The organism is Vulcanococcus sp. DEBay_Sum29NL08_54, assembly GCF_017859255.1.
GTDB lineage: Bacteria > Cyanobacteriota > Cyanobacteriia > PCC-6307 > Cyanobiaceae > Vulcanococcus.
The window spans coordinates 1,599-26,325 of record NZ_JAFMNJ010000013.1; the positions used below are offsets into that span (position 1 = coordinate 1,599).

At 66.4% G+C, this 24,727-nt stretch carries 28 protein-coding genes; 17 read left to right on the plus strand and 11 right to left on the minus strand.

Annotated elements, in window-relative coordinates; genetic code table 11:
- On the plus strand, window positions 1-552 hold a 552-nt coding region (gene rsmH / locus QZ186_RS06300; protein WP_296416187.1), incomplete at its 5' end, for a 16S rRNA (cytosine(1402)-N(4))-methyltransferase RsmH.
- On the opposite strand, the gene QZ186_RS06305 is transcribed toward rsmH, so the two are convergent.
- Window positions 553-1,323: a hypothetical protein gene (locus QZ186_RS06305; RefSeq protein WP_296416188.1), complete on the minus strand. Its 771-nt coding sequence runs from the start codon at window positions 1,321-1,323 to the stop codon at window positions 553-555. It abuts the gene before it with no gap.
- Window positions 1,324-1,397: 74 nt separating this feature from the next.
- On the minus strand, window positions 1,398-2,546 hold the full coding sequence (locus tag QZ186_RS06310; protein ID WP_296416189.1) for a cysteine desulfurase family protein: 1,149 nt from the start codon (window positions 2,544-2,546) through the stop codon (window positions 1,398-1,400).
- 20 nt (window positions 2,547-2,566) lie between these two features.
- Between QZ186_RS06310 and QZ186_RS06315 the strand changes: the two genes are divergently transcribed.
- From QZ186_RS06315 to QZ186_RS06325, 3 genes are read left to right on the plus strand one after another with little or no spacing between them, the layout of a single operon-like run.
- Window positions 2,567-3,106: a hypothetical protein gene (locus tag QZ186_RS06315; protein WP_296416190.1), complete on the plus strand. Its 540-nt coding sequence runs from the start codon at window positions 2,567-2,569 to the stop codon at window positions 3,104-3,106.
- A 9-nt stretch (window positions 3,107-3,115) separates the two neighbouring features.
- Window positions 3,116-3,847: a response regulator transcription factor gene (locus tag QZ186_RS06320; RefSeq protein WP_247476856.1), complete on the plus strand. Its 732-nt coding sequence runs from the start codon at window positions 3,116-3,118 to the stop codon at window positions 3,845-3,847.
- Window positions 3,840-4,796 (plus strand): RluA family pseudouridine synthase, encoded by a 957-nt coding sequence (locus QZ186_RS06325; protein ID WP_296416191.1) that lies wholly within the window; start codon window positions 3,840-3,842, stop codon window positions 4,794-4,796. Before QZ186_RS06320 ends, QZ186_RS06325 begins: the two co-directional genes overlap by 8 nt.
- Here QZ186_RS06325 and bchM read toward each other — a convergent pair.
- Window positions 4,767-5,492, minus strand: coding sequence for a magnesium protoporphyrin IX methyltransferase (gene bchM / locus QZ186_RS06330; protein WP_247476860.1), 726 nt, complete (start codon window positions 5,490-5,492; stop codon window positions 4,767-4,769). The genes QZ186_RS06325 and bchM overlap by 30 nt on opposite strands.
- Before the next feature lie 32 nt (window positions 5,493-5,524).
- Complete coding sequence (locus QZ186_RS06335; protein ID WP_296416192.1) at window positions 5,525-6,676, minus strand: N-acetylglucosamine-6-phosphate deacetylase; 1,152 nt, start codon at window positions 6,674-6,676, stop codon at window positions 5,525-5,527.
- 32 nt (window positions 6,677-6,708) lie between these two features.
- On the opposite strand from QZ186_RS06335, the gene purE reads away from it, so the two are divergent.
- Together purE and QZ186_RS06345 are read left to right on the plus strand one after the other, a co-directional pair.
- Window positions 6,709-7,230 carry a 5-(carboxyamino)imidazole ribonucleotide mutase gene (gene purE / locus QZ186_RS06340; protein WP_010313389.1) on the plus strand — a complete coding sequence of 174 codons (522 nt, stop codon included), beginning with the start codon at window positions 6,709-6,711 and terminating at the stop codon, window positions 7,228-7,230.
- Window positions 7,231-7,260: 30 nt separating this feature from the next.
- Window positions 7,261-8,334, plus strand: a complete 1,074-nt coding sequence (locus QZ186_RS06345; RefSeq protein WP_247476864.1) for an AI-2E family transporter — start codon at window positions 7,261-7,263, stop codon at window positions 8,332-8,334.
- On the opposite strand, the gene cysC is transcribed toward QZ186_RS06345, so the two are convergent.
- Entirely contained in the window at window positions 8,321-8,962 is a 642-nt protein-coding gene (cysC, locus tag QZ186_RS06350; RefSeq protein ID WP_247476865.1) for an adenylyl-sulfate kinase, read from the minus strand. The genes QZ186_RS06345 and cysC overlap by 14 nt on opposite strands.
- Window positions 8,963-9,012: 50 nt before the next feature.
- Window positions 9,013-9,339, minus strand: coding sequence for a translation initiation factor (locus QZ186_RS06355; RefSeq protein ID WP_296416193.1), 327 nt, complete (start codon window positions 9,337-9,339; stop codon window positions 9,013-9,015).
- Between the two features lie 275 nt (window positions 9,340-9,614).
- Here QZ186_RS06355 and trpB point away from each other — a divergent pair, with 275 nt between their 5' ends.
- Window positions 9,615-10,862, plus strand: a complete 1,248-nt coding sequence (gene trpB / locus QZ186_RS06360; protein ID WP_296416194.1) for a tryptophan synthase subunit beta — start codon at window positions 9,615-9,617, stop codon at window positions 10,860-10,862.
- On the opposite strand, the gene QZ186_RS06365 is transcribed toward trpB, so the two are convergent.
- The 3 genes from QZ186_RS06365 to QZ186_RS06375 are packed head-to-tail and all read right to left on the minus strand — an operon-like array spanning window position 10,855 to window position 14,455.
- Window positions 10,855-11,841, minus strand: a complete 987-nt coding sequence (locus QZ186_RS06365) for an HrcA family transcriptional regulator (protein ID WP_296416195.1) — start codon at window positions 11,839-11,841, stop codon at window positions 10,855-10,857. The genes trpB and QZ186_RS06365 overlap by 8 nt on opposite strands.
- Before the next feature lie 38 nt (window positions 11,842-11,879).
- Window positions 11,880-14,051 (minus strand): ABC transporter transmembrane domain-containing protein, encoded by a 2,172-nt coding sequence (locus QZ186_RS06370; RefSeq protein WP_296416196.1) that lies wholly within the window; start codon window positions 14,049-14,051, stop codon window positions 11,880-11,882.
- Between the two features lie 59 nt (window positions 14,052-14,110).
- Window positions 14,111-14,455, minus strand: a complete 345-nt coding sequence (locus QZ186_RS06375; protein ID WP_296416197.1) for a rhodanese-like domain-containing protein — start codon at window positions 14,453-14,455, stop codon at window positions 14,111-14,113.
- A gap of 80 nt (window positions 14,456-14,535) precedes the next feature.
- Here QZ186_RS06375 and QZ186_RS06380 point away from each other — a divergent pair, with 80 nt between their 5' ends.
- From QZ186_RS06380 to QZ186_RS06420, 9 genes are all read left to right on the plus strand, one after another.
- Window positions 14,536-16,125 carry a DUF3352 domain-containing protein gene (locus tag QZ186_RS06380; RefSeq protein WP_296416198.1) on the plus strand — a complete coding sequence of 530 codons (1,590 nt, stop codon included), beginning with the start codon at window positions 14,536-14,538 and terminating at the stop codon, window positions 16,123-16,125.
- Window positions 16,126-16,127: 2 nt separating this feature from the next.
- Window positions 16,128-16,688: a phosphohistidine phosphatase SixA gene (sixA, locus tag QZ186_RS06385; RefSeq protein ID WP_296416199.1), complete on the plus strand. Its 561-nt coding sequence runs from the start codon at window positions 16,128-16,130 to the stop codon at window positions 16,686-16,688.
- Window positions 16,689-16,714: 26 nt separating this feature from the next.
- Complete coding sequence (locus tag QZ186_RS06390; RefSeq protein WP_247476872.1) at window positions 16,715-17,875, plus strand: citrate synthase; 1,161 nt, start codon at window positions 16,715-16,717, stop codon at window positions 17,873-17,875.
- Window positions 17,876-17,940: 65 nt separating this feature from the next.
- Window positions 17,941-19,059 (plus strand): NADH-quinone oxidoreductase subunit NuoH, encoded by a 1,119-nt coding sequence (nuoH, locus tag QZ186_RS06395; protein ID WP_010313366.1) that lies wholly within the window; start codon window positions 17,941-17,943, stop codon window positions 19,057-19,059.
- A 76-nt stretch (window positions 19,060-19,135) separates the two neighbouring features.
- Window positions 19,136-19,732, plus strand: coding sequence for an NAD(P)H-quinone oxidoreductase subunit I (gene ndhI, locus QZ186_RS06400; RefSeq protein ID WP_296416200.1), 597 nt, complete (start codon window positions 19,136-19,138; stop codon window positions 19,730-19,732).
- Window positions 19,732-20,331 (plus strand): NADH-quinone oxidoreductase subunit J, encoded by a 600-nt coding sequence (locus tag QZ186_RS06405; protein ID WP_247476874.1) that lies wholly within the window; start codon window positions 19,732-19,734, stop codon window positions 20,329-20,331. Before ndhI ends, QZ186_RS06405 begins: the two co-directional genes overlap by 1 nt.
- Window positions 20,331-20,660 (plus strand): NADH-quinone oxidoreductase subunit NuoK, encoded by a 330-nt coding sequence (gene nuoK, locus QZ186_RS06410; RefSeq protein ID WP_010313359.1) that lies wholly within the window; start codon window positions 20,331-20,333, stop codon window positions 20,658-20,660. The genes QZ186_RS06405 and nuoK overlap by 1 nt, the downstream gene beginning before the upstream one ends.
- 30 nt (window positions 20,661-20,690) lie before the next feature.
- A complete protein-coding gene (locus QZ186_RS06415) occupies window positions 20,691-21,602 on the plus strand; it encodes an NAD(+) kinase (protein WP_010313357.1) in 912 nt (303 codons plus the stop codon).
- A gap of 9 nt (window positions 21,603-21,611) precedes the next feature.
- Window positions 21,612-22,115: a CYTH domain-containing protein gene (locus QZ186_RS06420; protein WP_296416201.1), complete on the plus strand. Its 504-nt coding sequence runs from the start codon at window positions 21,612-21,614 to the stop codon at window positions 22,113-22,115.
- Between the two features lie 182 nt (window positions 22,116-22,297).
- Here QZ186_RS06420 and QZ186_RS06425 read toward each other — a convergent pair whose 3' ends face one another.
- A complete protein-coding gene (locus QZ186_RS06425) occupies window positions 22,298-22,567 on the minus strand; it encodes a response regulator transcription factor (protein ID WP_010313351.1) in 270 nt (89 codons plus the stop codon).
- Window positions 22,568-22,660: 93 nt separating this feature from the next.
- Here QZ186_RS06425 and QZ186_RS06430 point away from each other — a divergent pair, with 93 nt between their 5' ends.
- A complete protein-coding gene (locus QZ186_RS06430) occupies window positions 22,661-23,545 on the plus strand; it encodes a methylenetetrahydrofolate reductase (RefSeq protein WP_296416202.1) in 885 nt (294 codons plus the stop codon).
- Here QZ186_RS06430 and QZ186_RS06435 read toward each other — a convergent pair.
- The gene (locus QZ186_RS06435) at window positions 23,529-24,710 is read right to left on the minus strand and encodes an NDP-sugar synthase (RefSeq protein ID WP_247476879.1); all 1,182 of its coding nucleotides are present in this window, start codon (window positions 24,708-24,710) and stop codon (window positions 23,529-23,531) included. The genes QZ186_RS06430 and QZ186_RS06435 overlap by 17 nt on opposite strands.
- Window positions 24,711-24,727 lie beyond the last annotated feature (17 nt).

The window sequence follows — 24,727 nt, forward strand, 5'->3', positions numbered from 1 at the left end:
GGCTTCAGCTTTCGCCAGGACGGTCCCCTGGACATGCGCATGAACCCGCAGGCCGGTGAGACCGCGGCGGAGCTGATCGAGCGCCTGGAGGAGACGGAGCTGGCGGATTTGATCTACGCCTACGGAGAGGAGCGGCTCTCCCGCCGCATCGCCCGCAAGATCAAGCAGCACCTCGCTGAACAGGGGCCCTTCGCCGGCACCGATGCCCTGGCCTACCTGGTGGCGGGTTGCTACGCGCCCAAGGCGCGCCGCGGACGGATCCATCCCGCGACCCGCACCTTCCAGGCCCTGCGCATCGCCGTCAACGATGAACTGGGGGTCCTGGATCGCCTGCTCCAGCAAGCCCCCGACTGGTTAGAGCCCGGCGGCCTGATGGGGGTGATCAGTTTCCACTCCCTTGAGGATCGCCGCGTCAAAACCGCCTTCAGCAGTGATGAGCGGCTGCAACGGGTGACCCGAAAACCAGAAACGGCTGGAGAGGAGGAGCAGAGCTCCAACCCTCGCAGCCGTTCCGCGAAATGGCGCGTCGCTAGGCGGCGCGATCTGAGCTGATCAGTTGTTGCTCATGATCCCGGTGTGGTCCTGGCTGCCGAACAGCTGGCGGTAGGCCGCGGTGCTCACGCAGATCAGCACCGGAGCGAGGACCAGCAGGCCACCGGCGTTGAACAGGTAGGCGACGCCAGCGACGACGCTCTCGACGATCACGAACCAGAGCACGGTCCACCAGCTGGGGTTGACCCCGTCGATGCCGGCCTGCAGGGTCTCCACAGGACGCTTGGTGCCATAAAGGGACATCGGCACCAGGAATTGCTGGGTGACGACCAACCAGATCTTGAAGATCGCGAAGGCGATCACGGGGATCCAGAACAGCACGGTGTTGACCTTGCCGAGGCCGAAGCCGATGCCCCAGGCGACGGCGCCCACGACGGCCAGCACGATCACCAGCAGCAGGCTGGAGCCGAAGAGGCGGCCGCTGGCATCGCTATCCCAGCGGGTGAAGCTGCTGAAGCTGGGTTTCTGGCCTTCGAGGCTGGTCCAGGCACCGCGGGTCAGCCCCACGGCGGCCCAGAGGGCCACGATGATGTAGCCGATGATTCCGACCACCAGGCCGATCTTGGTGGCGACGGGATGAAGCAGGGCCGGAGCGCCCAGGGCCAGGTGCAGCAGGCCGCTGGTGATCAGGCCGATGAAGGGGGCCATGATCACCAGCACCAGCACCTGGAACAGCACGAAGGGCCAGGGGGCGCGGCAGAAGGCCTGCCAGCCATCCTCAATCGCTCGCAGGATCGAGAGCTTGTTGGTGCCTGGGGTGGGCAATCCCATCGAAAAAGCAGGTGTTTGGCCGGAAAGTAGCGACCGCGACAGCGCCTGCCTACCAATGTTGAGCTTTTGAAGCGCTAGGCCCGGCGAAGGGTCTTGAGCGTTTCCTCCAGGACGTCCCCCGCCCGCTCCACATCGGCGCCGCTGCTCGAGCGCCCCAGGCTGAAGCGCACCGAGGCGGCGGCCTCCAGGCGGCTGCGGCCCAGGGCTTGGAGCACGTGGGAGGGTTCGCCCGCGGCGCAGGCGGAGCCGCTGCTGACCGCCAGGCTGCGGCGCAGGGCTTGATGCAGGGCGGTGCCCTCGACGCCCTTGATGCTGATGTTGAGGTTGTGGGGCAGGCAGGGGGCTTCGGCGCCGTTGCGCTGGATGCCGCCCAGGGCCTGGCAGCGCTGCCAGAGGGCATCCCGCAGCCCGGCGAGCCGCAGCCCCCGCGCCTCGCGATCCGCCTCGGCCAGCTGCACGGCCTTGGCGAGTCCGACGATCAAGGGCACCGGCAGGGTCCCCGCCCGCAGGCCCCGCTCTTGGCTGCCCCCGTGCTGTTGCGGCGCGAGATCGACCCCAGGGGCGATGGCCAGGGCGCCGATGCCTTTGGGGCCATAGAGCTTGTGACCGCTGAAGCTGAGCAGGTCGATGCCGAGCGCGCGCGGCTGCAGGGGCAGATGGCCGACCGCCTGGGCGCCATCGCAGTGGAACAGCACCTGCTGCTGGCGGCAGAGCTGGCCGATGGCCTCGAGCGGCTGGAGAACGCCGATCTCGTTATTGGCGGCCATGACGCTGACGAGCAGTGTCTCCGGGCTCAGGGCGGCCTCGAGCTGCTGCAGGTCGATCAGTCCATTGGCCTGGGGCGCTAGGCAGACCAGCTCAAAGCCATGCCCCGCCAGGTAGCGCATCGGATCGAGCACGGCCCGGTGCTCGGTCGCCAGGCAGATCAGGCGCCGGCGGGTGCCGCCGCGACGTAACTCCGCCTCCGCCACCCCCTTGATCGCCAGGTTGTTGGCTTCGCTGGCACCGCTGCAGAAGATCAGCTCTTCAGCCGTCAGACCCAGGGCGCCGGCGATGGCGGTCCTGGACTGCTGGACCACCGCAGCGGCGGTCAGCCCGGGTCGATGCAGGCGACTGGCGGGGTTGGCGAACGCGTCGCTCCACCAGGGCGCCATCGCTTCCACCACCGCCGGATCGCAGGGGGTGGTGGATTGATAGTCGAGATAGGTGACGCCGGAGGCCATGGACGCCCATGCTGGCAACCATGCTGCCGAACTCGGGCGCCATGGGCCGTCGCATTGCACTGCTGTCGTTGCTGCTGGGCGCCGCCGCCGCTGCAGGGCTGGGCGCCCAGGCCCAGGAGGTGCGCGATGGCGTTTTCTTCAAGCCCTCGGAGCAGCGCCCGGCCGATCTGGTGGTGCTGCGGGAATGGGGAACGATCGAGGGGGTGCACCTGATTGGGGTGCACGGCGTGAAGCCCGATCCCAATGACCCCACGGCGCGAACCATCGTCGTCTGGGTGGAATCCCCGACTGGGGTGGAGCTGGCCGTGGACAACCTGCGCTGCAGTGCCAGTGCGCCGATGCGCCTGACCAAGCGCCGCAACGAACTCTTGATCAAGGAGCTCAACCCCGGCGGCCAGGTCACCGAGGCCAACCGCTTGGATCACAAGATCTGGTGGGCCGCCTGTTTCCCCGAGCAGGCCGGCAAGGATCCCGCCACCCTCACGGCCCTGGCCAAGCAGTTGGGCTACTCCGGCCAGCTGATCGAGCAGCAGCAGGTCCTGCCTGGAAACCCTCGATAGATTGCGGCGATGAGCCTCGAACCTGATACCCAACAAGACGTCACGCCAGCGGCACCAGCCCGTTTGCTGTTGGTGGATGACGAACCGGGGTTGCGCACGGCCGTGCAGGCCTACCTCGAAGACGAGGGCTTTGTCGTCACGACGGCCGTCGATGGAGAGGACGGCTGGGCCAAGGCCCAGGAGCTGCTGCCGGATGTGGTGATCAGCGACGTGATGATGCCCCGCCTGGATGGCTACGGCCTGCTGCGCAAGCTGCGGGAGGACGAGCGCCTGGGCGGCACCCCCGTCATTTTCTTGACGGCCAAGGGCATGACGGCCGATCGCATCGAGGGCTTCCAGGCCGGCTGCGACGACTACATCCCCAAGCCGTTTGACCCCGACGAGCTGGTGGCCCGGGTGCACAACGTGGTCAAGCGCCAGGAGCGCCTGTTGACCGAGGCCGCCCGCTTTGCCGATGCGGACATCGGCCAGATGGCCAAGCAGATCACCGAGATCCGCTCCCTGCTGGCCACCGGTGGCAGCAAGCAGCCCACCGCGGCGGTCAAGCACGAGTTCACCCCCCGGGAGGCCTCGGTGCTGCAGCTGGTGGCGGAGGGAATGATGAACAAGGAGATCGCCCGGCGTCTGGAGACCTCGATCCGCAACGTCGAGAAGTACGTCAGCCGGCTGTTCACCAAGACCGGCACCGCCAGCCGCACGGAGCTGGTGCGCTACGCCCTCGAAAACGGCCTGGTTGAGTAGGGCCTGGCTGCCGGCGGCCCTCAACCGCGGTCACCGCTACCGGGACCGGGTCCAGGCGGCCGCCCAGAGCACGGTTGGCTACTACGCCGAGCGCTATGGCCATTCCGATCCGTCGGTGTGGAGGGAGCGCCTGGCCGCCGGTGAGATCTGGTGCAACGGCCAGCAGCTCCGGGCCGATGCAGCGTTGGCAGCCGGGGATCAGCTGATCTGGCATCGGCCCCCCTGGGAGGAGGCCGCCGTGCCGGTGCTGAGTCAGCGCGCGGTCGTCTTCGATGACGGTGATCTGCTGGTGCTGAACAAACCCAGTGGCCTGCCGGTGTTGCCCGCCGGCGGGTTTCTCGAACACACCCTGCTGACGCAGCTCCAGGCCTGGGCGCCCGAGGCCCGGCCCGTGCATCGCCTGGGGCGATTCACTTCGGGCCTGCTGGTCTGCGCGCGGCAGCGGGAGACCCGGGCGCAGCTCAGTGCCCAGCTGCGGGAGAGCACCGCAGCATCAGCCGTCAGCCGGGGCTGCCGGAAGGTCTACCGCGCCCTGACCGAGCCCTTGGCGGCCGACTGGCGCTGCGGCGAGAGCCGAGCGATCACGGTTCCCATTGGCCGGCGGCCCCATGCGCTGCTGGGGCAGTTGTGGTGCGCGGCCCTCCCGGGCGATCCCTCAGCCCTGGAGTCCCGTAGTGCCTTGACCCTGCTCGAGCGCCGGCCGGAGGGCTGTTTGGTGGAGGTGGAGATTGCGACGGGCCGGCCCCACCAGATCCGGATTCACACCGCCGCCTTGGGCTCCCCACTGCTGGGGGATCCCTTGTATCTGCCGGGCGGCGCGGCGCGCCCTGAGGTGCTGCCCGGAGCCGGTGGCTACCAGCTCCATGCCCATCGCCTGCGTTTGGAGCCGAGGGGTTTGGCGCTGGAGGCGCCCCTGCCCTCAGGCCTTCTCGAAGGCCAGCAGCCGTGAGAAATAGAAGGGGGCTTTGTTCAGGCTGCGGCGCTTGAGCACGAAGCCCGCCGCTTCAGCGGCCTGGACAATTCCCTTCTCGCGCAGGGTGTAGGCGCGGGTGGTTTTGCTGGGGCCGGGGAAGAGCTGACCGATCTTCTTGAGCACCGCCAACACCGGTGTGTAGGGGGCAAAGCTGACGATCAGGTGCTTCTCAGCCATGGAGGCGAGGTGGCGCACCATGTCCTCGGCGGGTTCCTGGGGGTAGTGGATGAAGACATCCAGGCAGACCACGGTGTCGTAGCTGCCGCTCAGGCTCTCCAGGTCGGAGGCCAGGTAGCTGACGCGCCCTGGGGCGATGCCGGCTTCATTGGCCCGGCGCTCGGCTTCCTGGACCATGGCCCCCGAGAGGTCGGAGGCGGCAATCGAGCCGGCGCCCAGCTGCGCCAGCGGCAAGGTCAGGCTGCCGACGCCACAGCCGGCATCACAGAAGCTGCGGCCGCCCAGGTTCCCCTGCTCCTGGAGCCAGGCCAGCACGTTGTCGACGGTCTTCTGGTGGCCGATGCGGATGTTCCGCTGCACCTTGTTGACGTCACTGGACTCGCTGTAGATGCGGTTCCAGCGATCGAAACCGGTGGTTTCGAAGTAGCCCTTCACCTCTTGCTTCTCGGCCTGCTTCTCGGCGGCCTTGTCGTTGAGGAGCTGATCGGCGGGCATTCGGCGCAGGGGGGAGGTGGGGCGGATCCTATTCAGGCGGCCCGGCTCCAGCGCAGCTCAGCACTGGTCCCGCTCCAGCGCAGGGTTTCGCCGAGGGGCAGGCCCTGCAGTTGCTCCCGCACGCGGGTTGGCGCACCCAGCAGGCGCCGGGGCAGGACGGTGGCCGCGGCGATGGCGCGATCGGCATCGCCACTCCAACGGGCCAGGCGCCTGACCGCCTCGAGCAGGGGCAGGGTGACCCCGGCCAAGGTGCCGTCTTCGAGCCGGCAGCTCCCCTGTTCGACGATCAGGGTGCGCTCATCCCAGCGGTGCAGCCCGTCGGCCAGGCCATAGGGAGCGAGGGCATCGCTCACCAGCACGACCTGCTCGGGTGCCAGCCGCTGCAGCAGGACCGCCATGGTCGGATCCACATGGACGCCATCGGCGATTAAGCCCAGGGCCACGTCCCCGCGTCGGACGGCGGCGCCAATCGGTCCAGGACTGCGGTGTTGCAGTCCTGCCATCGCATTGAAACTGTGGGTGAGCATCCCCACCCCCTGCTCGAAGGCATGGGAGGCCTGCTCCGCCGTGGCCTCGCTGTGCCCGAGGCTGACCACAATCCCTCGGCTGCGCAGGGCGGCGATCACGGCATCGGCACCCGGTAATTCCGGCGCCAGGGTCACCAGGGCGATGTCCTCTTCGAAGCCGCCGATGCGGGCCTCGAGGGCCTCCAGGCTGGGGGTTGCGAGGTGCTCGGCCGGGTGGGCACCGCGTTTGCCATGGGCGAGAAAGGGGCCCTCCAGGTGTGCCCCCAGCAGCCGGCAGCGGCCGCGTTGGTGCTCTGCGCGCGCGTCCCTCAGCACCCCCAGGGCTTGGCGCAGGGGGGCGACCCCGCAGGTGACCAGCGTGGGACTGATGGCTTCCACCCCATCGCGCCAGAGCAGCTCCAGCAGCTCCAGCAATTTGGGCAGATCGCTGGGTTGCAATTCGGGGAAGGCCAGTCCGAGGCCACCGTTGATTTGCAGATCGATGCCGGCGGGACTGAGCCAGTCGCCAGACCAGTTCTCACCGGCGGCGGCGCTTCCCTGGGGCAGCGGCTGGATGGCGGCGATCTGCTCCTGGGCGAGGCCAATGCGCCAGAGCCCCGGCTCTCCAGGCAGGCGAACGTGGCTCAGCCAGCGCATTCGATGCGAGAACGGAACCATGTCATCCTCGCTGCGAACGCTGAAACGTGCCGATGTCTGACGCTGCGCTGGTGGCCGTGGTGATGGGGAGCGACTCTGATCTGCCCACCATGCAGCCCGCCGTGGAGATGCTCAACCGCCTCGGGGTGCCCGTGGAGGTCCGCGTGCTCTCGGCGCACCGCACGCCCATGGAGATGGTGGAGTTCGCCCAAGCCGCCGCCGGCCGCGGTTTCAAGGTGATCATCGCCGGGGCTGGCGGGGCGGCTCACCTGCCCGGGATGGTGGCGTCCCTGACGGTCTTGCCGGTGATTGGCGTTCCGGTCCAGACCCGGGCCCTCTCCGGGGTGGATTCCCTGCATTCGATCGTGCAGATGCCCGCTGGTATTCCCGTGGCCACCGTGGCGATCGGCAACGGGGCGAACGCTGGCCTGCTCGCCGCGCAAATTTTGGCGACGGCCGATGGGGCCCTCTCCGCTCGCCTGGCGGAGTACCGCCAGTCCCTCCACGATCAGGTGGTGGCCAAGGACGCCCGCTTGCTGGAGCTGGGCAGTGCCGCTTACTTGGCACAGATGTGATCGGTTGGGGCGGTGTTGTTGGGGTGACCCATGCTTGAACGTCTGGTTCTGCCGCCCTGGTTGCGCCTGAGCCTGGCGCTGCCGCTGTTGGCCTTGAACCTGTGGGTTCTGCGGCAACTGCTTCTGCCGCTGGCCCCCTTCCCCGCCCTGTTCGTCGGGGCTGCGCTGATTGCGTTCCTGCTGGATCTCCCCACCCGTTGGTTGGCTCGCCGTGGCCTCCCCCGCGGCTTGGCGGTGTTGCTGGTGGTCGGCCTGTCCCTGACCCTGTTGGTCTTGGCTGCCCTCTGGTTGGTGCCCCGCCTGATTGAGCAGCTGGGTGAGCTGATCAATTCCCTGCCCTCTTGGTTGGTGGAGGCGGAGGGCGTGCTGGATCGCCTGGAGGTCTGGGCTGCCGATCGGGGACTGCCCACGGAATTCACGGACCTCAGCAGCACCCTGTTTGCCCGGGCCAGTCAGCTGGCCAGCCAGCTCAGCCAACGGGCCCTCGGGATCCTGGGGGCCACCGTCGGCCTGACGGTCAACGTGGTGATCGTGGCGGTCCTGGCCCTGTTCCTGTTGCTGGGCGGCGACCCGATCGTGGCGGGCTTGGCCCGCTGGCTTCCCGAGGGAACGCGGGCGTTGGTCACCGGCACCTTGAACCGCACCTTCCGGGGCTACTTCGCCGGGCAGGTGCTGCTGGCCTTGATCCTCAGCGCCCTGCAGATCGTGGTGTTCACCCTGCTGGGGATTCCCTATGGGGTGCTGTTCGCGGTGGCGATCGGCTTCACCACCCTGGTGCCCTATGCCAGCGCCCTGACGATTGTCTTGGTGAGTGTGCTGCTGGCCTTGGATGACCCCCGCACCGGCATCGAGGTGCTGGTGGCGGCCATCAGCGTCGGTCAGGTGGTGGATCAGGTGATCCAGCCCCGCTTGATGGGCAGCATCGTTGGTCTGCAGCCCGCTTGGCTCCTGGTCTCCCTGCCCGTTGGCGCCCGCGTGGGCAGCTTGATGGGCTTCGGCGACCTGCTGGGCCTGTTGCTGGCGGTTCCGGTCGCCAGCTGCTTGAAAACCTTTTTGGATGCCTGGGGGCAGCAGCCTGCCCCCGACGTGATCACTGGGGAATGACGCCCGCTTCCCGCAGGTGGTTGATCACCAGCTCCACGCAGGCCTCGAGGCTCTGGCTACCGGTGTCCACCCGCAGTTCGGGCTTTTCAGGGGCCTCGTAGGGGCTGGAGATGCCGGTGAATTCCTTGATTTCACCCGCGCGGGCTTTGGCGTAGAGCCCCTTGGTGTCGCGCTCTTCGCAAACGCTCAGATCCGCGGCGCAGTGGATCTCGACAAAGTCGCCGTTCTCCACCAGGGAGCGGGCGCGGTCGCGGTCGGCCTTGAAGGGGGAGACAAAGGCCGTCAGCACCACCACGCCGGCGTCCAGGAACAGCTTGCTGACCTCGCCAATCCGGCGAATGTTCTCCTCGCGATCGGCATCGGAGAAGCCCAGGTCCTTGCAGAGCCCGTGGCGGATGTTGTCGCCGTCCAGCACGTAGCAGGCCAGGCCGCGCTCAAACAGCGCCTGGTTGACCGCGTTGGCGAGGGTGCTCTTGCCGGAACCACTCAGGCCGGTGAACCAGAGGATGGCGCTGCGATGGCCGCGCTGCTCAGCCCGGGCGGCGCGATCCACCGATGCGTGGTGCCAGGCGATGTTGGTGGAGGCGCCCTTGTTGGTGAGCTCTCCGTAGGTGGGAGATGCGGTCATGGCGGGCCTTGGAGCAATGTCGGGCCATTGTCGCCGCCGACCGCTCCGGCTCAGCCGCCCGCTTGCTTGGGCCGGTAGCCCGCTTTCTCTAGGGCCGCCAGGGCGGCGCTCACCTGGTCTCCCTGCAGTTCGATCACTCCATCCTTCACCGTCCCGCCCGTTCCGGCGGCGGCCTTGAGCTGTTTCAGCAGGGCCTTGAGATCGCTTTCGGCGGCTTCGATGCCAGTGATGGCCGTCACCATCTTTCCGCCCTTGCCGGCCTTGGTGCGCTGCACCCGCACGCGCTGTTGGGCCTTGGCCGTCGATTCCGCAGGGGCACTGCTGGCCCGTTGCAGGCTTTCAGGCCGTGTGAATTCTTGCCAGCCTCCCTTCGGCATCGCTTTGGATGTGTCTTGGTTCCAGTTCAGCGCAACGGAGGTCCGAGATGGATTTGCCGGCCGTTCAGGTGGAGGTCTGGCGCCTGGGTCTCCAGGGGCAACCCGCCCAGGAGGTCTGCCGTCCTGGCCCAAGTGGCTCTGCCTTGTCCACCTCCGTGAGCGGCAGTGATCCCTGCACTGCAGGGGGTCAGCGCATCCGCATCGATCAGCCCGCCGGCTGGCCAGTCCTGCCGCCCCCGCCAGTTCCTAACCTTGACTGACTCCGCGCGCACCTGGTGACCAGCACCGTTCCTTCGATGACGTCGGCATTGGCGCTGGAGTCACGGCCCAACAGCCTGGGTCGCTACGGCCAATTTGGCGGTCAGTACGTTCCCGAGACCCTGATCCCCGCCCTGGCGGAACTGGAGCGGGCCGCTGCAGAAGCCTGGAAGGATCCCGCGTTCACGGAGCGGCTCAATCACCTGCTGCGCAACTACGTCGGCCGGCCGAACCCCCTCTACGAAGCGGAACGGCTGAGCGAGCACTACCGCCGCGCCGAGGGCGGCCCGCGCATTTGGTTGAAGCGCGAAGACCTCAATCACACCGGCGCCCACAAGATCAACAACGCCCTGGGCCAGGCACTCCTGGCCCTGCGGATGGGCAAAAAGCGGATCATTGCCGAAACCGGTGCGGGCCAGCACGGTGTGGCCACCGCCACGGTCTGTGCGCGCTTTGGCCTCGAGTGCGTCGTCTACATGGGCGCCGAGGACATGCGCCGTCAGGCCCTGAACGTCTTCCGGATGCGTCTGCTGGGGGCAACGGTTCAGCCCGTCACCGCTGGCACCGCCACCTTGAAGGACGCCACCAGTGAGGCGATCCGCGATTGGGTCACCAACGTCGAGACGACCCACTACATCCTGGGTTCCGTCGCAGGCCCCCATCCCTTCCCGATGCTGGTGCGCGATTTCCATGCCGTGATCGGCGAGGAGACCAAGCGCCAGTGCCATGAGGCCTTTGGCCGTAACCCCGATGTCCTGGTGGCCTGCGTTGGTGGGGGCTCCAATGCCATGGGTCTGTTCCACCCCTTTGTCCAGGACACCGACGTCCGCTTGATCGGCGTGGAAGCGGCCGGCGATGGCGTTCCCACCGGTCGCCATGCCGCCACCATTACCGAGGGTCGCGTAGGCGTGTTGCACGGGGCGATGAGCCTGCTGCTCCAGGACGAGGAGGGGCAGGTGCAGGAGGCGCACTCCATCAGTGCCGGCTTGGATTACCCCGGTGTGGGCCCTGAGCACAGCTATCTCAAGACCATCGGCCGGGCCGAGTACGGCGCCGTCACGGATGCGGAGGCCCTCGATGCCCTGCAGCTGCTCTGCCAGCTGGAGGGCATCATCCCGGCCTTGGAGACCGCCCACGCCTTTGCCTGGCTCGACAAGCTCTGCCCCACCCTGGCCCCAGGGACCGAGGTGGTGCTCAACCTCTCCGGCCGCGGCGACAAGGACGTCAACACGGTTGCCGACCGCCTGGGCAGCGCCCTCAGCTGAGCAGCCGATCGAGGTAGCCCGCGACGCTCTCCACCGCTGAACGAGCGGTGGAGTAGGCCATGCGCATGGGGCCGATCAGGGCGACGTGGCCGTCGTTGCCGTAGCTGGCTTGCACCACTGCGCAGTCCTGCAGGGCGGGATGGGGGTGCTCTGAGCCAATCCAGACCCCGCCCCTGCCGCTGGCGGCCTCGCTGCGCAGAACCTGTTGGGGCTCCAGCTCCACAAGTTGCAGCAGCGGTTTCAGGCTGGAGCTGCGTTGGAATTCCGGTTGGCCAAGCAGTCCCGCCACCCCGAGGCTGACGGCGCCTTCGCTGCTGTTGCCCCGGGCCAGGTTGTGGCTGCTGAGGCCCTGCCGCAGCAATTCGCCGCTGCTTCCCAGTTGGCTGGGGAGTGCCTTCCAGTTCAGGCGACCAGTACCCCCCTGGAGTTGATCGCTGGCCCAGCGCTCCAGGGCTGGCACCTGGGCACCCAGTTCCTCGGGCATCCGCAGGTTGAGACAACTGGCGGCGGCCCCCTTTTCCACGAGCAGCACCAGTAACCGGTCGTCGCTTGGGACCAGCCGGACCGTCTCGAGGCGTCCCCCCATCTCCTGGGGCCGGGTGATCAGGCTCATCAGGCCCGTGAGGTCGGCCAGGCGGCGGGCGAGCTGCAGCAGCAGGTCATCCAAGGCGGCCCATTGCAGGCTCAACCCCGTGAGCTCACGGTTGAGTTGATTGGCGGCGGCACCGGGGGCGGGCAGGAGGCAGTCCACGTAGTGGCGATACCCCAGTTGGCTCGGAACGCGGCCGGCGGAGGTGTGCGGTTGGGTGAGCAGGCCCCGCTGCTCCAGGGCTCCCATGGCGGAGCGCACCGTGGCGGGGCTGGCCTGGAGGTCGAAGCGCCGCACCAGGGTTTGGCTGCCCACGGGCTCCGTGGTGTCGACGTAGTGCTGCACCGTCGCCTGAAGCACCTGCTGTTGCCGTCGGGGCAGGGGCTGCAAAACGGTGCACTGATGCCGCTTTGCGGATGCTACGGGGCCTAAACGCTGGCGCGGGCTGAATGCAGGAAAAAGCGGCGGTAGTCCGGGTCCTGATCGAGCAAATCCAGGAAGCGATCCCGGTCGAGCCGCAGCAGCAGTCCGTCTCCCCGCGCCCGCACGGTGACGGCCCGGGGGTGGTCCTCGATCAGGCCTGCGTCGCCGAAGAAGTCCCCCTCCTCCACCAGCCCCTGTTTGATCGGAGTCCCGCCCCAGAGATCGTTCTGCAGCACCTCCAAGGTGCCGGCCACCACCACATAGAAGGCGTCCGGGGCGTCCCCTTCGCGGAAGACCTCCTCGCCATGGCGGATCCGATCGCTGACGAATTCCGAGGCCAGCCAACGCAGCAGCTTGGGATCGACGCCGTGGAACAAGGGGATGGTGGCCAGGCGCTCGGGCGTGATCCGGACCCGTTGCCCCAGCTCCAGGTTGAAGCCGCTCATCTGCCGGTGCCAGAAGGAGGCATAGAGCCCGCCAGCCGCCAACAGATCGTTGTGGTGGCCGAGCTCCACCACTTGGCCTTGATCGATCACGGCGATCTGGTCCATGGCCGCAGCGGCCCGCAGCCTGTGCAGCACGGAGACCACCGTGCGGCCCTCGCTCAAGCGACGCAGGGTGGTGTTGATTGCTTCTTCGGTGCTGGGATCGAGGGCGCTGGTGGCTTCATCCAGCAGCAGCAGCTGGGGGTTGCGCACGATCGCCCGGGCAATGGCAATCCGTTGCTTCTGGCCACCGGAGAGGCGCCCGCCACCGGAACCGACCGGGGTCTGGAGGCCGTTGGGTAGGGACTGAATCAGTTCCCCGAGCTCGGCGGCTAGGGCTGCATCGAGGACCTCCTGATCGGACGCATCGAGCCGGCCCAGGCGGATGTTGTCCGCGATCGAGAGATCGAACAGGACGGTCTCCTGGGGGACCAACGCCACCTGCTCAAGCCAGGCGCCCCGGTCGGTGGTGCTCAGGGGCACGCCATCGACCTGCAGGCCACCGCGCTGGGGCTCGATTTGCCGCAGCAGCAGTCGAAGCACGGTGCTTTTCCCGCCGCCGCTGGGGCCCACCAGGGCAAGGGAGCTGTTGGCGGGGATCGTCAGGTTGAGTCCGTCCAGGCCGCCACCACCCGGGTAGCGGAACTGCACCTGCTCGATCCTCAGCTCCTGCCGCAAGGCCGGGGGGCTGGGTTCAATCCCTCGGGCCAGCGCCGGCCGTTGCTCGGAGCGCTTGGCGGCGGGCAGCTGCTGCTCCAGCAGGTTCAGGGCCGTCGTGGCGGCCTGGAGTGGCAGCAGGGAGGCGCCCAGCTGCCACATGCCGCTGACCATGGCCGTGGCGATCCCCAGGGCGGAGACCAGCTGGCCCACCGTGAGTTGCCTTTGCAGCACCAACCAGGTGCCCAGGGCAAAGACGCTCACCAGCGTGAGCATGGCGGAAGCGGTCAGGGCGGCCTGTTGCAGGCCCGACATCGCTCCGACCCGCTGGGCCCAGCGCATCAGGTCCCGGTTGCGACGGTTGAATTCCGAGCGGGTGGTGCTGCGCAAACCGAACAGGTCCACCAACTCCCGGCTGCGCAGCCGTTCGCCGGCGTAGCTCAGCAGCCGTCCGGCCTGCTCGACCCGCGCCTCTTCCCGCCTGGCCAGGGCCGGGGTGAAGGCCACCTGGCTCACGAGCAGCAGCGGCGTGAGCACCACGGCGACCAGGGCGAGCCGCCAATCGCTGGTGAACAGCAGCAGCACCCCAAGCAAGAGCTGCGCCACCGTCCAGGTGAAGAGGGGGAGCTGGCTGACGACCGCGTTTTCCAGGGTGGGAATCTGCAGCGCCAGCAAGCCCTGCTCCCCCCCTTCGGCGCGGCCATCGGTGGGGTTCGGTTGCTCCAGCAGATGGCCGAAGAGCCGCTGGCGAAAGCTCGTGCCCAGTTGGCTACCGAGGGCGGCAAACAACTTGATCGAGAAGCCGTTGCAGACCACCGCCAGCAGGAGCCAGGCGCAGGGCAGCAGCACCAGCACCGCCACCGGTGGCCCGCCGCTGGGGTTGCCAATCACCTGGTCGATCACCAGCTGCAGCAGCACCGGGATGCCCACCATCAGCAGCGGATCGGGCAACACCGTGAGGATCGCCAGGACCGCCTTCAGCCGTTGATTGCCGAAGTAGCGCCACAGTCGTAGGGGCAGCAGCAGCGGAAACATCGGCCGGCTCATCCAGCCAACCGATAGCAATCACAGCCGCGTTTGACCGCCTGGCCGCCTCAGTACCGCGGCACCATTGGGTCGGCTGAGACGCTCCAGGCATCGATTCCGCCCTGCAGGTTCAGCACCTGTTCGTAGCCCTGGGCTTCCATCAGCCAACAGGCGAATTGCCAGCTGCGGATCCCGGCGTGACAGAGCACGACCACGGGTTGATCCCGGTTGATCAAGGTCGAGATCTGCTCAATCCAGGTCTCCGATTGACTCAGGGGGAGATGGATCACCGGTTGCTGCAGCCGAGCCAGGTCCAATTCCATGGCCTCGCGCACATCCACCAGTTGCAACGCCTCACCGGCGTCGAGCCGACGCTTCAGTTCTGTGGCGCTGATGCTTGCGGGACTGGGCATCACGGAACCCTACCGGCGGTCACGGGGGTGCCAAAGATCGCCTTGATGCATAAAGATGAGGCCAATCCTGTAAGCGACGCATGAAGGCCCGCCCCTTCTTGGCGGCACTGCTGGCGGTGGCGTTGGCGATGCTGAGCTTTGGCTTGGCGGGTTGGTGGCTGCTCCTGCAGCGCAGTCCCCTTGCGTTGCAACACCAGGCCCTCTCCATGCCGCTGGCTGCGCGCTTTGTTCCGCGGACGGCGCCCCTGAGCCTGCACTGGTTGGTGGGCCCGGATGAGCCGGCTGCCTACGCCCGGGCCGTTGCTCCCCCCCGTCAGCGCCGTCAGGCCGCGGCGGCCGCTGATCGCCTGCGGGACGGGGCCTTTGCCGCTGCGGGCCTGGACTACGCCTCGGAGCTCTCCCCCTGGCTGGGGGATGAAAGCAGCTTTGCCCTCTTGACCCCCCCTGGAAGTGGGGAGGCACCCGGTTGGGTGCTGGCGCTGCGCAGCCGCGACAACGAAGGGGCCCGCCGCTTCCTGCAGCGCTTCTGGCAGACCCGAAGCCTGGCTGGGACCGATCTGCAGATCACCAGCTACCGCGGCATGGGGCTGATCAGCGGTCGCGGCGCCCTCTTGGGCCAGGACCCGCAACCCCTGGCGACGGCCCTGATCAACGACGATTTGGTGCTGATCGCCTCGGGTCGGGGCGTGCTCGAGCAGGCGCTCGATGTCTCCCAAATCGATGAACTGAACCAAGCGGCCAGTGCGCCCCTGCAAAAGGCCCTGCAGCGACTTGGAGAGGGGGTGGCGCTGCTGACGGCCCGCCCCGAGGCCATGGAGCAGTGGCTCGGCTTGCCCGTCGGGGATGAGTCGGCGGCGGTGGAATTGGTGCTGGCCTTGGCCCCCCAGGGGTCGGGGCTTCAGGTGGATGGCCTGGCCCAGTTGCGCGATGCGCTCCCCAGCCTGGGTCCGGTCAACACGGAGCTGTTGCGCCAGGTGCAGGTCGCTGCCGACAGCCTTGCCTTCTTGACCAATCCCGCTGAGCTCCTCGCCGCCGAGGACGCCAATGTTTGGAGCAGCCTGCTTGGCCCGTCCCTGACCCAGGCCCTCAAGCGGGATCAAGGTCCCCTGCCGGCCCTGGTGGCCGCGGCGGATTCGGGGCCCTTGCTTTGGGCCCATCAGAGCGAAGGCTGGTTGCTGGGCACCCGCGGGGATCGTCCGTCGGCCGAGACCCTGCAGCCGGCCCTTGAGGCCGATGGATACAGCGCCTCCCCGCTGGAGAGCCGCGGGCAAACCCTTCAGGCCTGGACGCGCCTCGAGTCCAAGCCGGTCAAGGGCAATCCCGACCAGCTCCAGGCCCAGCTCGCAGGCGCCCGCTCCAGCCAAGGTGGTTTCGCCTGGTGGGGCCAAGGCCTGGCGATCCTCAACCAGCAGTACGAAGGCCGTCGTGCACCCCAGGAGCGCCTCGATCAGCTGGAGCTCTTGGGCGCGCCCCAGGCCCCCTTCCAGTGGTCGATGGACGCCCAGGCTGCCCAGGGTCTGCTCAGTCGCTGGAAGCTCTGGCGCTTGGTGGGCACGCTCTCCAGCTCCTCCCTGACCCCCAGGGTGGACGGGGTGGCCTTGAGCCTGGAGCCTGATGCCCCCGACCAACGCAGCTTGAGGCTGCGGGGGCTGCTGCAACTGCACGCCTGACCATGGCCAGCCGCAAGCTTGAGTTGCTGTTGGTGCGCCACGGCATCGCTGAAGAGCGCAGTGAGGGCGTCGATGACGCCCAGCGCAGCCTCACGCCGGAGGGGCGTGAGCGCACCACTCAGCAGCTGGAGCGCCTGCTGGAGTTGGAGTTGGACTGTGATCTGGTGCTCAGCAGTCCGCTGGTGCGGGCCCGCCAGACCGCTGAATTGATCGTGAGCGCAGGGCTGGCCCCAGAACTGGAGTTGGCGGCGGCCTTAGCCCCCCTGGCGGACCCCCTGCCCCTGCTCGAGCGCTGGCTCGGCCCCCTCTCCCCGCGGCCCGGTTGGAAGCGCCTGGCCTTGGTGGGCCATGAGCCGGACCTGAGCACCTTGGCGGCGCTGTTGATTGGTGTGCCGATGGCCCGAGCCCCCCAGGCGATCCGGCTCAAGAAAGCCGGTGCCTTGCTGCTGCAGTGGCCGATCGCCCCAGGCGCTGACTTGCTCGGATCGGCCCGCCTGGAGATGGTCCTGCCGCCTCGGGTACTGCTCGGTCGGCGACAGTCCCGCAGCGAGGGCGGGCCTTAGGTTGCGGTTGACGCAACCCCGATTCCATGGCTGAGGAGGCAACCCCAACGGCAGCGACTCCGGCGTATCGCCCGGGTCTGGAAGGGGTGCCGGCCACGCAGTCGGCGGTGTGCGACATCGATGGACAAAAGGGGCTGCTGACCTACCGCGGCTACCGGGTGGATCAGCTGGCCCAGCAGAGCACCTTCCTGGAGACCGCCTATCTGCTGATCTGGGGTGAGCTCCCCGACGCTGAGCAGCTGGCGGCGTTTGAGCAGGAGGTGCAGATGCACCGCCGGGTGAGCTTCCGCATCCGGGACATGATGAAGTGCTTCCCGGCCAGCGGCCATCCGATGGACGCCCTGCAGAGCAGTGCGGCCTCCCTGGGTCTCTTTTATTCCCGCCGCGCCCTCGACAACCCTGAATACATCTATTCAGCGGTGGTGCGCCTGATCGCCAAGATCCCGACGATGGTGGCGGCGTTTCAGCTGATTCGCAAAGGGCAGGACCCGATTCAGCCCAGGGATGACCTGCCCTATGCGGCCAACTTCCTGTACATGCTCACCGAGCGTGAACCGGATCCCCTGGCGGCGCGCATCTTTGACGCCTGCTTGATCCTGCACGCCGAGCACAGCCTGAACGCCAGCACCTTCAGCGCGCGGGTGACGGCCAGCACCTTGACCGATCCCTACGCCGTGGTGGCCTCGGCTGTGGGGACCCTGGCGGGCCCCCTCCATGGCGGCGCGAATGAAGACGTCTTGGCGATGCTTGAAACCATCGGCTCGGCTGATCAGGTCAGGCCCTGGCTGGATCAGGCCATTGCCGAGAAGCGCAAGATCATGGGCTTCGGCCACCGCGAGTACAAGGTCAAGGACCCCCGGGCGGTGATCCTGCAGAAACTGGCGGAAGAGCTCTTCGATCAGTTCGGCCACGACCCCCTCTACGACCTGGCCCGCGAATTGGAAGCCGCGGCAGCCGAGCGCCTGGGTCCGAAGGGGATCTACCCGAACGTCGACTTCTATTCCGGCTTGGTCTACCGAAAACTGGGCATTCCCCAGGACCTATTCACCCCGATCTTTGCGATCGCGCGCACCGCAGGCTGGCTGGCCCACTGGAAAGAACAGCTCGGTGCCAACCGCATCTACCGGCCCACGCAGATCTACACCGGCTCCAGCGGCCGCGATTGGCAGCCGATCGAAGGCCGTTAAGGGCTGCGCCGGCCTAAGTTGCCCCCATCAACAGACCACCCATGGTGATCGCCAATCCCGCTGTCGTGAGTGCCGGGCTCGACCTTGAGGCCAGCTTCACGGACGTGCTGCAGGGCTTCGGCTTGTCGCCGGGGATGGCCCACCTGCTCTGGCTGCCGCTGCCGATGCTGGTGGTCCTGGTGGCTGCAGTCGTTGGCGTGTTGGTCAACGTCTGGCTCGAGCGGAAGATCTCGGCTGCCGTTCAGCAGCGAATCGGCCCCGAATACGCCGGTGCCCTGGGCATCCTTCAGCCCCTCGCGGACGGCCTGAAGCTGCTGTTCAAAGAGGACATCATTCCGGCCCGAGCCGACGGCCTGCTCTTCACCCTGGGCCCGGTGCTGGTCCTGGTGCCGGTGATCCTGAGCTGGTTGGTCGTGCCCTTCGGCCAGCACCTGCTGATCAGCAATGTCGGCGTCGGCATCTTTCTCTGGATTTCCCTGAGCAGCATCCAGCCCATTGGCTTGCTGATGGCTGGCTACGCCTCGAATAACAAGTACTCCCTGCTCGGTGGCTTGCGGGCCGCCGCCCAGTCGATCTCCTACGAGATTCCCCTCGCCTTGGCGGTGCTGGCCGTGGTGATGATGAGCAACTCCCTCAGCACGGTTGACATCGTCAACCAGCAGACCGGTGCGGGGATCCTCAGCTGGAACATCTGGCGCCAGCCCGTCGGCTTCGTGATCTTCTGGATCTGCGCCCTGGCCGAATGTGAGCGTCTCCCCTTCGACTTGCCGGAGGCTGAAGAGGAGTTGGTGGCTGGCTACCAGACCGAATACGCCGGCATGAAGTTCGCCCTCTTCTATCTGGGCAGCTACATCAACCTGGTGCTCTCCGCCCTGCTGGTGGCGGTGCTCTACCTGGGTGGCTGGGGCTTCCCGCTTCCCGTCGAGTGGGTGGTGAACCTGACGGGTCAGCCGATCGACGCTCCCCTGGTGCAGGTGATCACCGCCACCACCGGCATCGTGATGACGGTGCTGAAGGCCTACCTGCTGGTGTTCTTCGCGATCCTGCTGCGTTGGACCGTTCCCCGGGTGCGTATTGACCAGCTGCTGGACCTGGGTTGGAAGTTCCTGTTGCCCGTCGCCCTGGTCAACCTGCTGGTGACCGCTGGTCTGAAGCTCGCGTTCCCGGCCTTCTTCGGCGGTTAATTCCCCACCGCCACCCCCCTTTGCCAGGTCGCCAGGCCATCATGGTGCCGGCGCCACCGCCCCTTCCCACCACTCCATGTTCGGGTTCCTCAAGAAAGTCGGTGACTACACCCGCGATGCGGTGGGTGCGGCCAACTACCTCGCCCAGGGGCTTTCGGTCACCTTTGACCACCTTCAGCGCAGGCCGATCACGGTTCAGTACCCCTACGAAAAACTGATTCCGTCGGAGCGCTACCGCGGCCGAATCCACTACGAGTTCGACAAGTGCATCGCCTGTGAGGTGTGTGTGCGCGTCTGCCCGATCAACCTGCCGGTGGTGGATTGGGTGATGAACAAAGCCACCAAGAAAAAGGAACTGCGCAACTACTCCATTGACTTCGGGGTGTGCATCTTCTGCGGCAACTGCGTCGAGTACTGCCCGACCAACTGCCTCTCGATGACCGAGGAGTACGAGCTGGCGGCCTTCGATCGTCACAGCCTGAACTACGACAACGTCGCCCTCGGCCGTCTCCCCACCAGCGTCACCAGCGATCCAGCGGTCTTGCCCCTGCGGGAGCTGGCCTATCTGCCGAAAGGGGAGATGGATCCCCATGGCGTGGATCCCAATCGTCCGCGGGCCGGCAAACTGCCCGCTGACGTCCTCAAGACCCTGCCGAAGGAGGAGAACGCCTGATGACCATTGCTTCCTCCACGCAGTTCATCTGCTTTGTCTTCCTCTCAGCAGCGGTCGCCATCGGCGCCCTTGGCGTGGTCCTGCTGCCGAGCATCGTCTATTCCGCCTTTTTGCTGGGCGGCGTGTTCCTCTCGGTTGCCGGTCTCTACCTGCTGCTGAATGCCAGTTTCGTGGCGGCCGCCCAGGTGCTCGTCTACGTCGGTGCGGTCAACGTCCTGATCCTGTTCGCGATCATGCTCGTGAACAAGAAGGAAGACCTGGCGGCGATCCCTGGCCTGGCCGTGCGTCGCTTCCTCTCCGGTGCAGTGTGCGCTGGTTTGTTTGCCCTGCTGCTGCGGGTGGCCTTCACGACCCCCTGGGCCCTGCCCGGCCCGACCCCCATTGGCGAAGAGGCCACCATTCGCATCGGTGAGCACCTCTTCAGCGACTACCTGCTGCCATTCGAGCTGGCGTCAGTCCTGCTGTTGATGGCGATGATCGGCGCGATCGTCCTGGCCCGCCGCGATGTCTTCAGCACCGATGTGGTCACTGGCGAACCCGCTGATCAGGGTTTGATCGAGAAATCCCGCACGCCCCTGCTCCTGGAGAAAACCAACTGATGTCCATCGAGCTGCCCACCACCGTTCCTCTCCAGGGCTATCTCGCCTTGGCCGCCATCCTGTTTTGCACGGGTGTCTGGGGACTGATCAACAGCCGCAACGCCGTGCGGGTGCTGATGAGCATCGAGCTGATGCTCAATGCGGTGAACATCAACCTGATGGCCTTCTCCAGCTACCTCGATGGCCAGCTGATTCGCGGACAGGTCTTTGCAATTTTCGTGATCACCGTGGCGGCTGCTGAGGCTGCCGTCGGCCTGGCGATCCTTCTCTCTCTGTATCGGAACCGTGAAACGGTGGATATGGAGCGTTTCAACTTGCTGCGTTGGTAGCCAGGCTGGGCGCGAGCTCAGCTCTGGCTTATGCGCCTTGAGACCGTTTGGTTGATCCATCGAGCGGCCAGCCAGGCTGCCCTGCGCCAAGCCCGGCGTTGCGCCCAGATCTTGCGCGATCAAGGCGTCAAGGTCGCCGTGGCCATGAGTGGGGCCAGTGCGAACCCCTTCCCCGGACTCTTGGCGGATGAGGGGAGTCCGCCCGATTTGGCCGTGGTGCTGGGCGGAGACGGAACGGTGCTTGGGGCCGCGCGGCACCTGGCGCCCCTGGATGTGCCGATCCTCTCGTTCAATGTCGGCGGTCATTTCGGCTTTTTGACCCAGGAGCGCAAGCTGCTGGGCCATGGCCATGAAGCCGAGGGTTCCTTCGATCTCTGGCAGCGACTTCGGGACGATCGCTTTGCCCTCGAGCGGCGCATGATGCTCGAGGCGCGCACCGACAGCAGCGACACGGTGCATACGGCCCTCAATGACCTCTACCTGAGGCCCGGGATCGATGAGGTCACCCCCACCTGCGTCCTGGAGTTGGAGATTGATGGGGAGGTGGTCGATCAGTTCCGGGGGGATGGCCTGATCATGTCGACCGCGACCGGCTCAACGGGGTATTCGATGGCGGCCGGCGGCCCGATCCTGCATCCCGGTGTGGAGGCGATTGTGGTGAACCCGATCTGTCCGATGAGCCTCTCCAGCCGTCCGTTGGTGGTTCCGCCCCGGGCGCAGTTGGCGGTCTGGCCGCTGGGTCCCTCCAACAGTCGGGTGCGCCTCTGGAAGGACGGGGCCTTCGCGGCGGTGCTGGAGCCCGGGGATCGCTGTGATGTGCGCCGCTCCCCCCATCACGCCTTGATGGTGCTGCTGGAGCAGAGCCCGTCCTACTACCGCACCTTGACCCATAAGTTGCATTGGGCCGGCAGTTTGACGGCCGCCGAGCCGTCTCCCAACTAGAGCAAGCCCATGGCCCTCGAGATTGAGCGTCGCTTTCTGGTCTCCGGTCAGCAGTGGCGCTCCGTGGTGTCTTGGCAGCGGGACTTCGCCCAGGGGTACCTGCCGAACTCCTCCCAAGCGATGACCTCGCGGGTCCGCCTGGCCGGCGTCGATGAGGCTTGGCTGACGCTCAAATTCCCCGCCGGCGGAATCGCCCGGCAAGAGTTTGAGTACGCCATTCCGGCGGCCGATGCTTCGGCGTTGCTCGAGCGCTGTGAGGCGCAGCTGATTAAGCGTCGCTTCGGCTTGGATTTACCGGGTGGGGACTGGGTTCTGGATGTCTTTGCAGGGGAGAACGCCCCCTTGGTTCTGGCCGAAGTGGAACTGGAGCGGGCCGATCAGGCCGTGGAGATCCCGGATTGGTGCGTGCGGGAGATCACCGGGCTTGGCCAATTCAGCAATGCGGCCTTGGCAAGCCATCCCTGGGCCCGCTGGAGCGAGGCGGAGCGGACCCCCTGGCTGGAGCACAGCTGAGCTGCCTTAGGATTTGCTTAAGGATTGACCAGGTTGTTCGTTGCTCGGCCTTTACGACCAAGACGGAGTGCTCCGCTGCTGTGGGCTGGATCAGGCCGAGTGCCTCGCCTACGCCGAGCTCTTTGCCCTGGGCGAGGGTGCCTTCAGCATTGAGCCGCTGTTCGCGGCGGTGGAGTCGGGAGCTAGTCCTCGTCCCCAGGCAGGTTGCAGCAATTGAAGCCATCGCGGCAGATCTTGCCGTGATCCATCGCCCAATTCAGTAGCGCCACGCGGTTCTTGGCGCCCGTTTTGGTGAAGACGTTGCTGACGTGGTTGTCCACGGTGCGTTTGCTGATCATCAGGTTCTCGCCAATCTCCTGATTGGTGAGGCCTTGGGCGACGAGTTGGATGATCTCCAGTTCGCGCTCGGAGAGGTCCATGGGGGAATGGCCGAGGCTGCTTCGATCAGTCATCCATGCCCCGAGACGCCTTGTCACTGTAGGCAGCCGATCCCATCTGGGCATGGCAGCGGTGGTTAATGATGGGCCCTGTTAAGCAAGGTTGTTTTGCGGCTACAGCAGGCGCTTGAGGCGGGCCAGTTTGCCCTGACGGCAGAGGTGATGCCCCCCCGTGGCGGGGAGATCAAGCGGACCCTTGAGCACGCTGCGTTGCTGAAGGACTGGGTGCACGCCGTGAACGTCACCGATGGCAGCCGCGCCGTCATGCGGATGAGCAGCCTGGCGGTCTGTCGGCTGTTGCTGGACGCCGGTGTCGAGCCGGTCTGGCAGCAGGCCTGCCGGGACCGCAATCGCATTGGTCTGCAGGCCGATCTGCTGGGGGCCCATGCCCTGGGGATCAGAAACATCCTCTGTCTGACGGGGGACCCGGTTCGGGCGGGAGATCAACCGCAGGCCCGGCCGGTCAACGAGTTGGAGTCGGTGCGCTTGCTCAAGCAGGTGGCGGCCTTTAACCGCGGTGAGGATCCGGTGGATGGCCCCCTGCCGGATGGTCCAACGGACTTGTTTGCTGGTGCAGCGGCCGATCCGCAAAGCCCCAGTTGGAGCGGTCTGAGCAGCCGAATCCGCCGTAAGCAGCAGGCGGGCGCACGATTTGTGCAGACCCAGATGGTGATGGACGAGGACTGCCTGAAGCGTTTCGTCGATGAGATCACCGCACCCTTAGGACTGCCGGTACTGGCGGGGGTGTTTCTCCTGAAATCGGCGAAAAACGCCGCCTTCATTAACCGCGTCGTTCCCGGCGCCTGTATTCCTCAAGCGATCATTGATCGACTGGCCGCCGCGAGCAATCCAGCGGACGAGGGAATCACCATCGCCGCGGAACAGGTCCGTCGCTACGCCCAAACCTGTCAGGGGGTTCACCTGATGGCCGTGAAGGCCGAGGAGCGCATTCCCCTGATCCTGGAGCGCGCGGGATTTAGCTCGCGCTGCTGATCGCTAGATCGGTGCCGAGCAGGTCGGCCATGGCCTTCTGTTGCGCAGAGGGCTTGGCATAGTCCTGGCGACGGGCGTCGGTGATCAGCCAGTCCAGGGCTGCTTCTTGGAGATCGAAGTGGTCGCCATTGCGGTCAACGCAGTAACGACCAAAGACCAACTTCTCGACCAAACGAACGCCGGGTCCGATGCGGGAGTAGTCAAAGATGATCGAGTTATCGATCGTGGCGCCTTCGCAGATGTGGCAGCTCGGTCCGATCATCGCGGGGCCAATGATTGTGGCGCCGTCTTCGATCTTGGTCATGCCGCCGACGTAAATCGGTCCCTCGACATGGATCTTGTCCCAGTTGGCTGCCACGTTGAGGCCGGCATAGATGCCCGGACGGATTTCCTTGCCGGGGATTTGAACCTGGCGCACTTCGCCCTGCAGAACACTGCGGATGGCCTGCCAGTAGTCGGGGACTTTGCCGATATCGACCCACTCGAAGTCCATCGGCAGGGCGTAGAACGGCGCGCCGTTGGCGACCAGCTGGGGGAAGAGGTCAGAGCCGATGTCGAAGGGAACACCCTCGGGGACAAAATCGAGAACTTCCGGCTCGAAGATGTAGATGCCGGTGTTGATCATGTCGCTGGCGGCTTCTTCCACAGAGGGCTTCTCTTGGAAGGAACGCACCCGGCCGTCGTCATCGGTCACCACGACGCCGTAGCTGCTGACCTGGTCCCGGGGAACGCGCTTGGTGATCAAGCTCGCCATCGCCCCTTTGGCCTTGTGGCGCTTCACGGCTTCGCTGAGATCGAGGTCGATCAGCGCATCTCCGCAGAGCACCACGAAGGTGTCATCAAAGAAGTGTTGGAAGGTCTGAATTTTTTTGAGGCCACCGGCGGAGCCAACGGCATCACCAATCAGTTCGCCGTCTTCAATCCGTCCTTCAAAGCTGTAGGCGATTTCAACGCCAAAGCGTTGACCATCGCGGAAATAGTTCTCGATCTCCTCAGCCAGGTGGGAGACATTCACCATGATTTCGGTGAACCCGTGCTCCCGCAAAAGCTCCAGCAGAAACTCCATCACGGGTTTCTGAAGGATGGGGATCATCGGCTTCGGGATCGTGTGAGTAATGGGTCTCACACGGGTTCCCTTGCCCGCGGCCAGGATCATCGCCTTCATCGCGCCACCCTACGCAA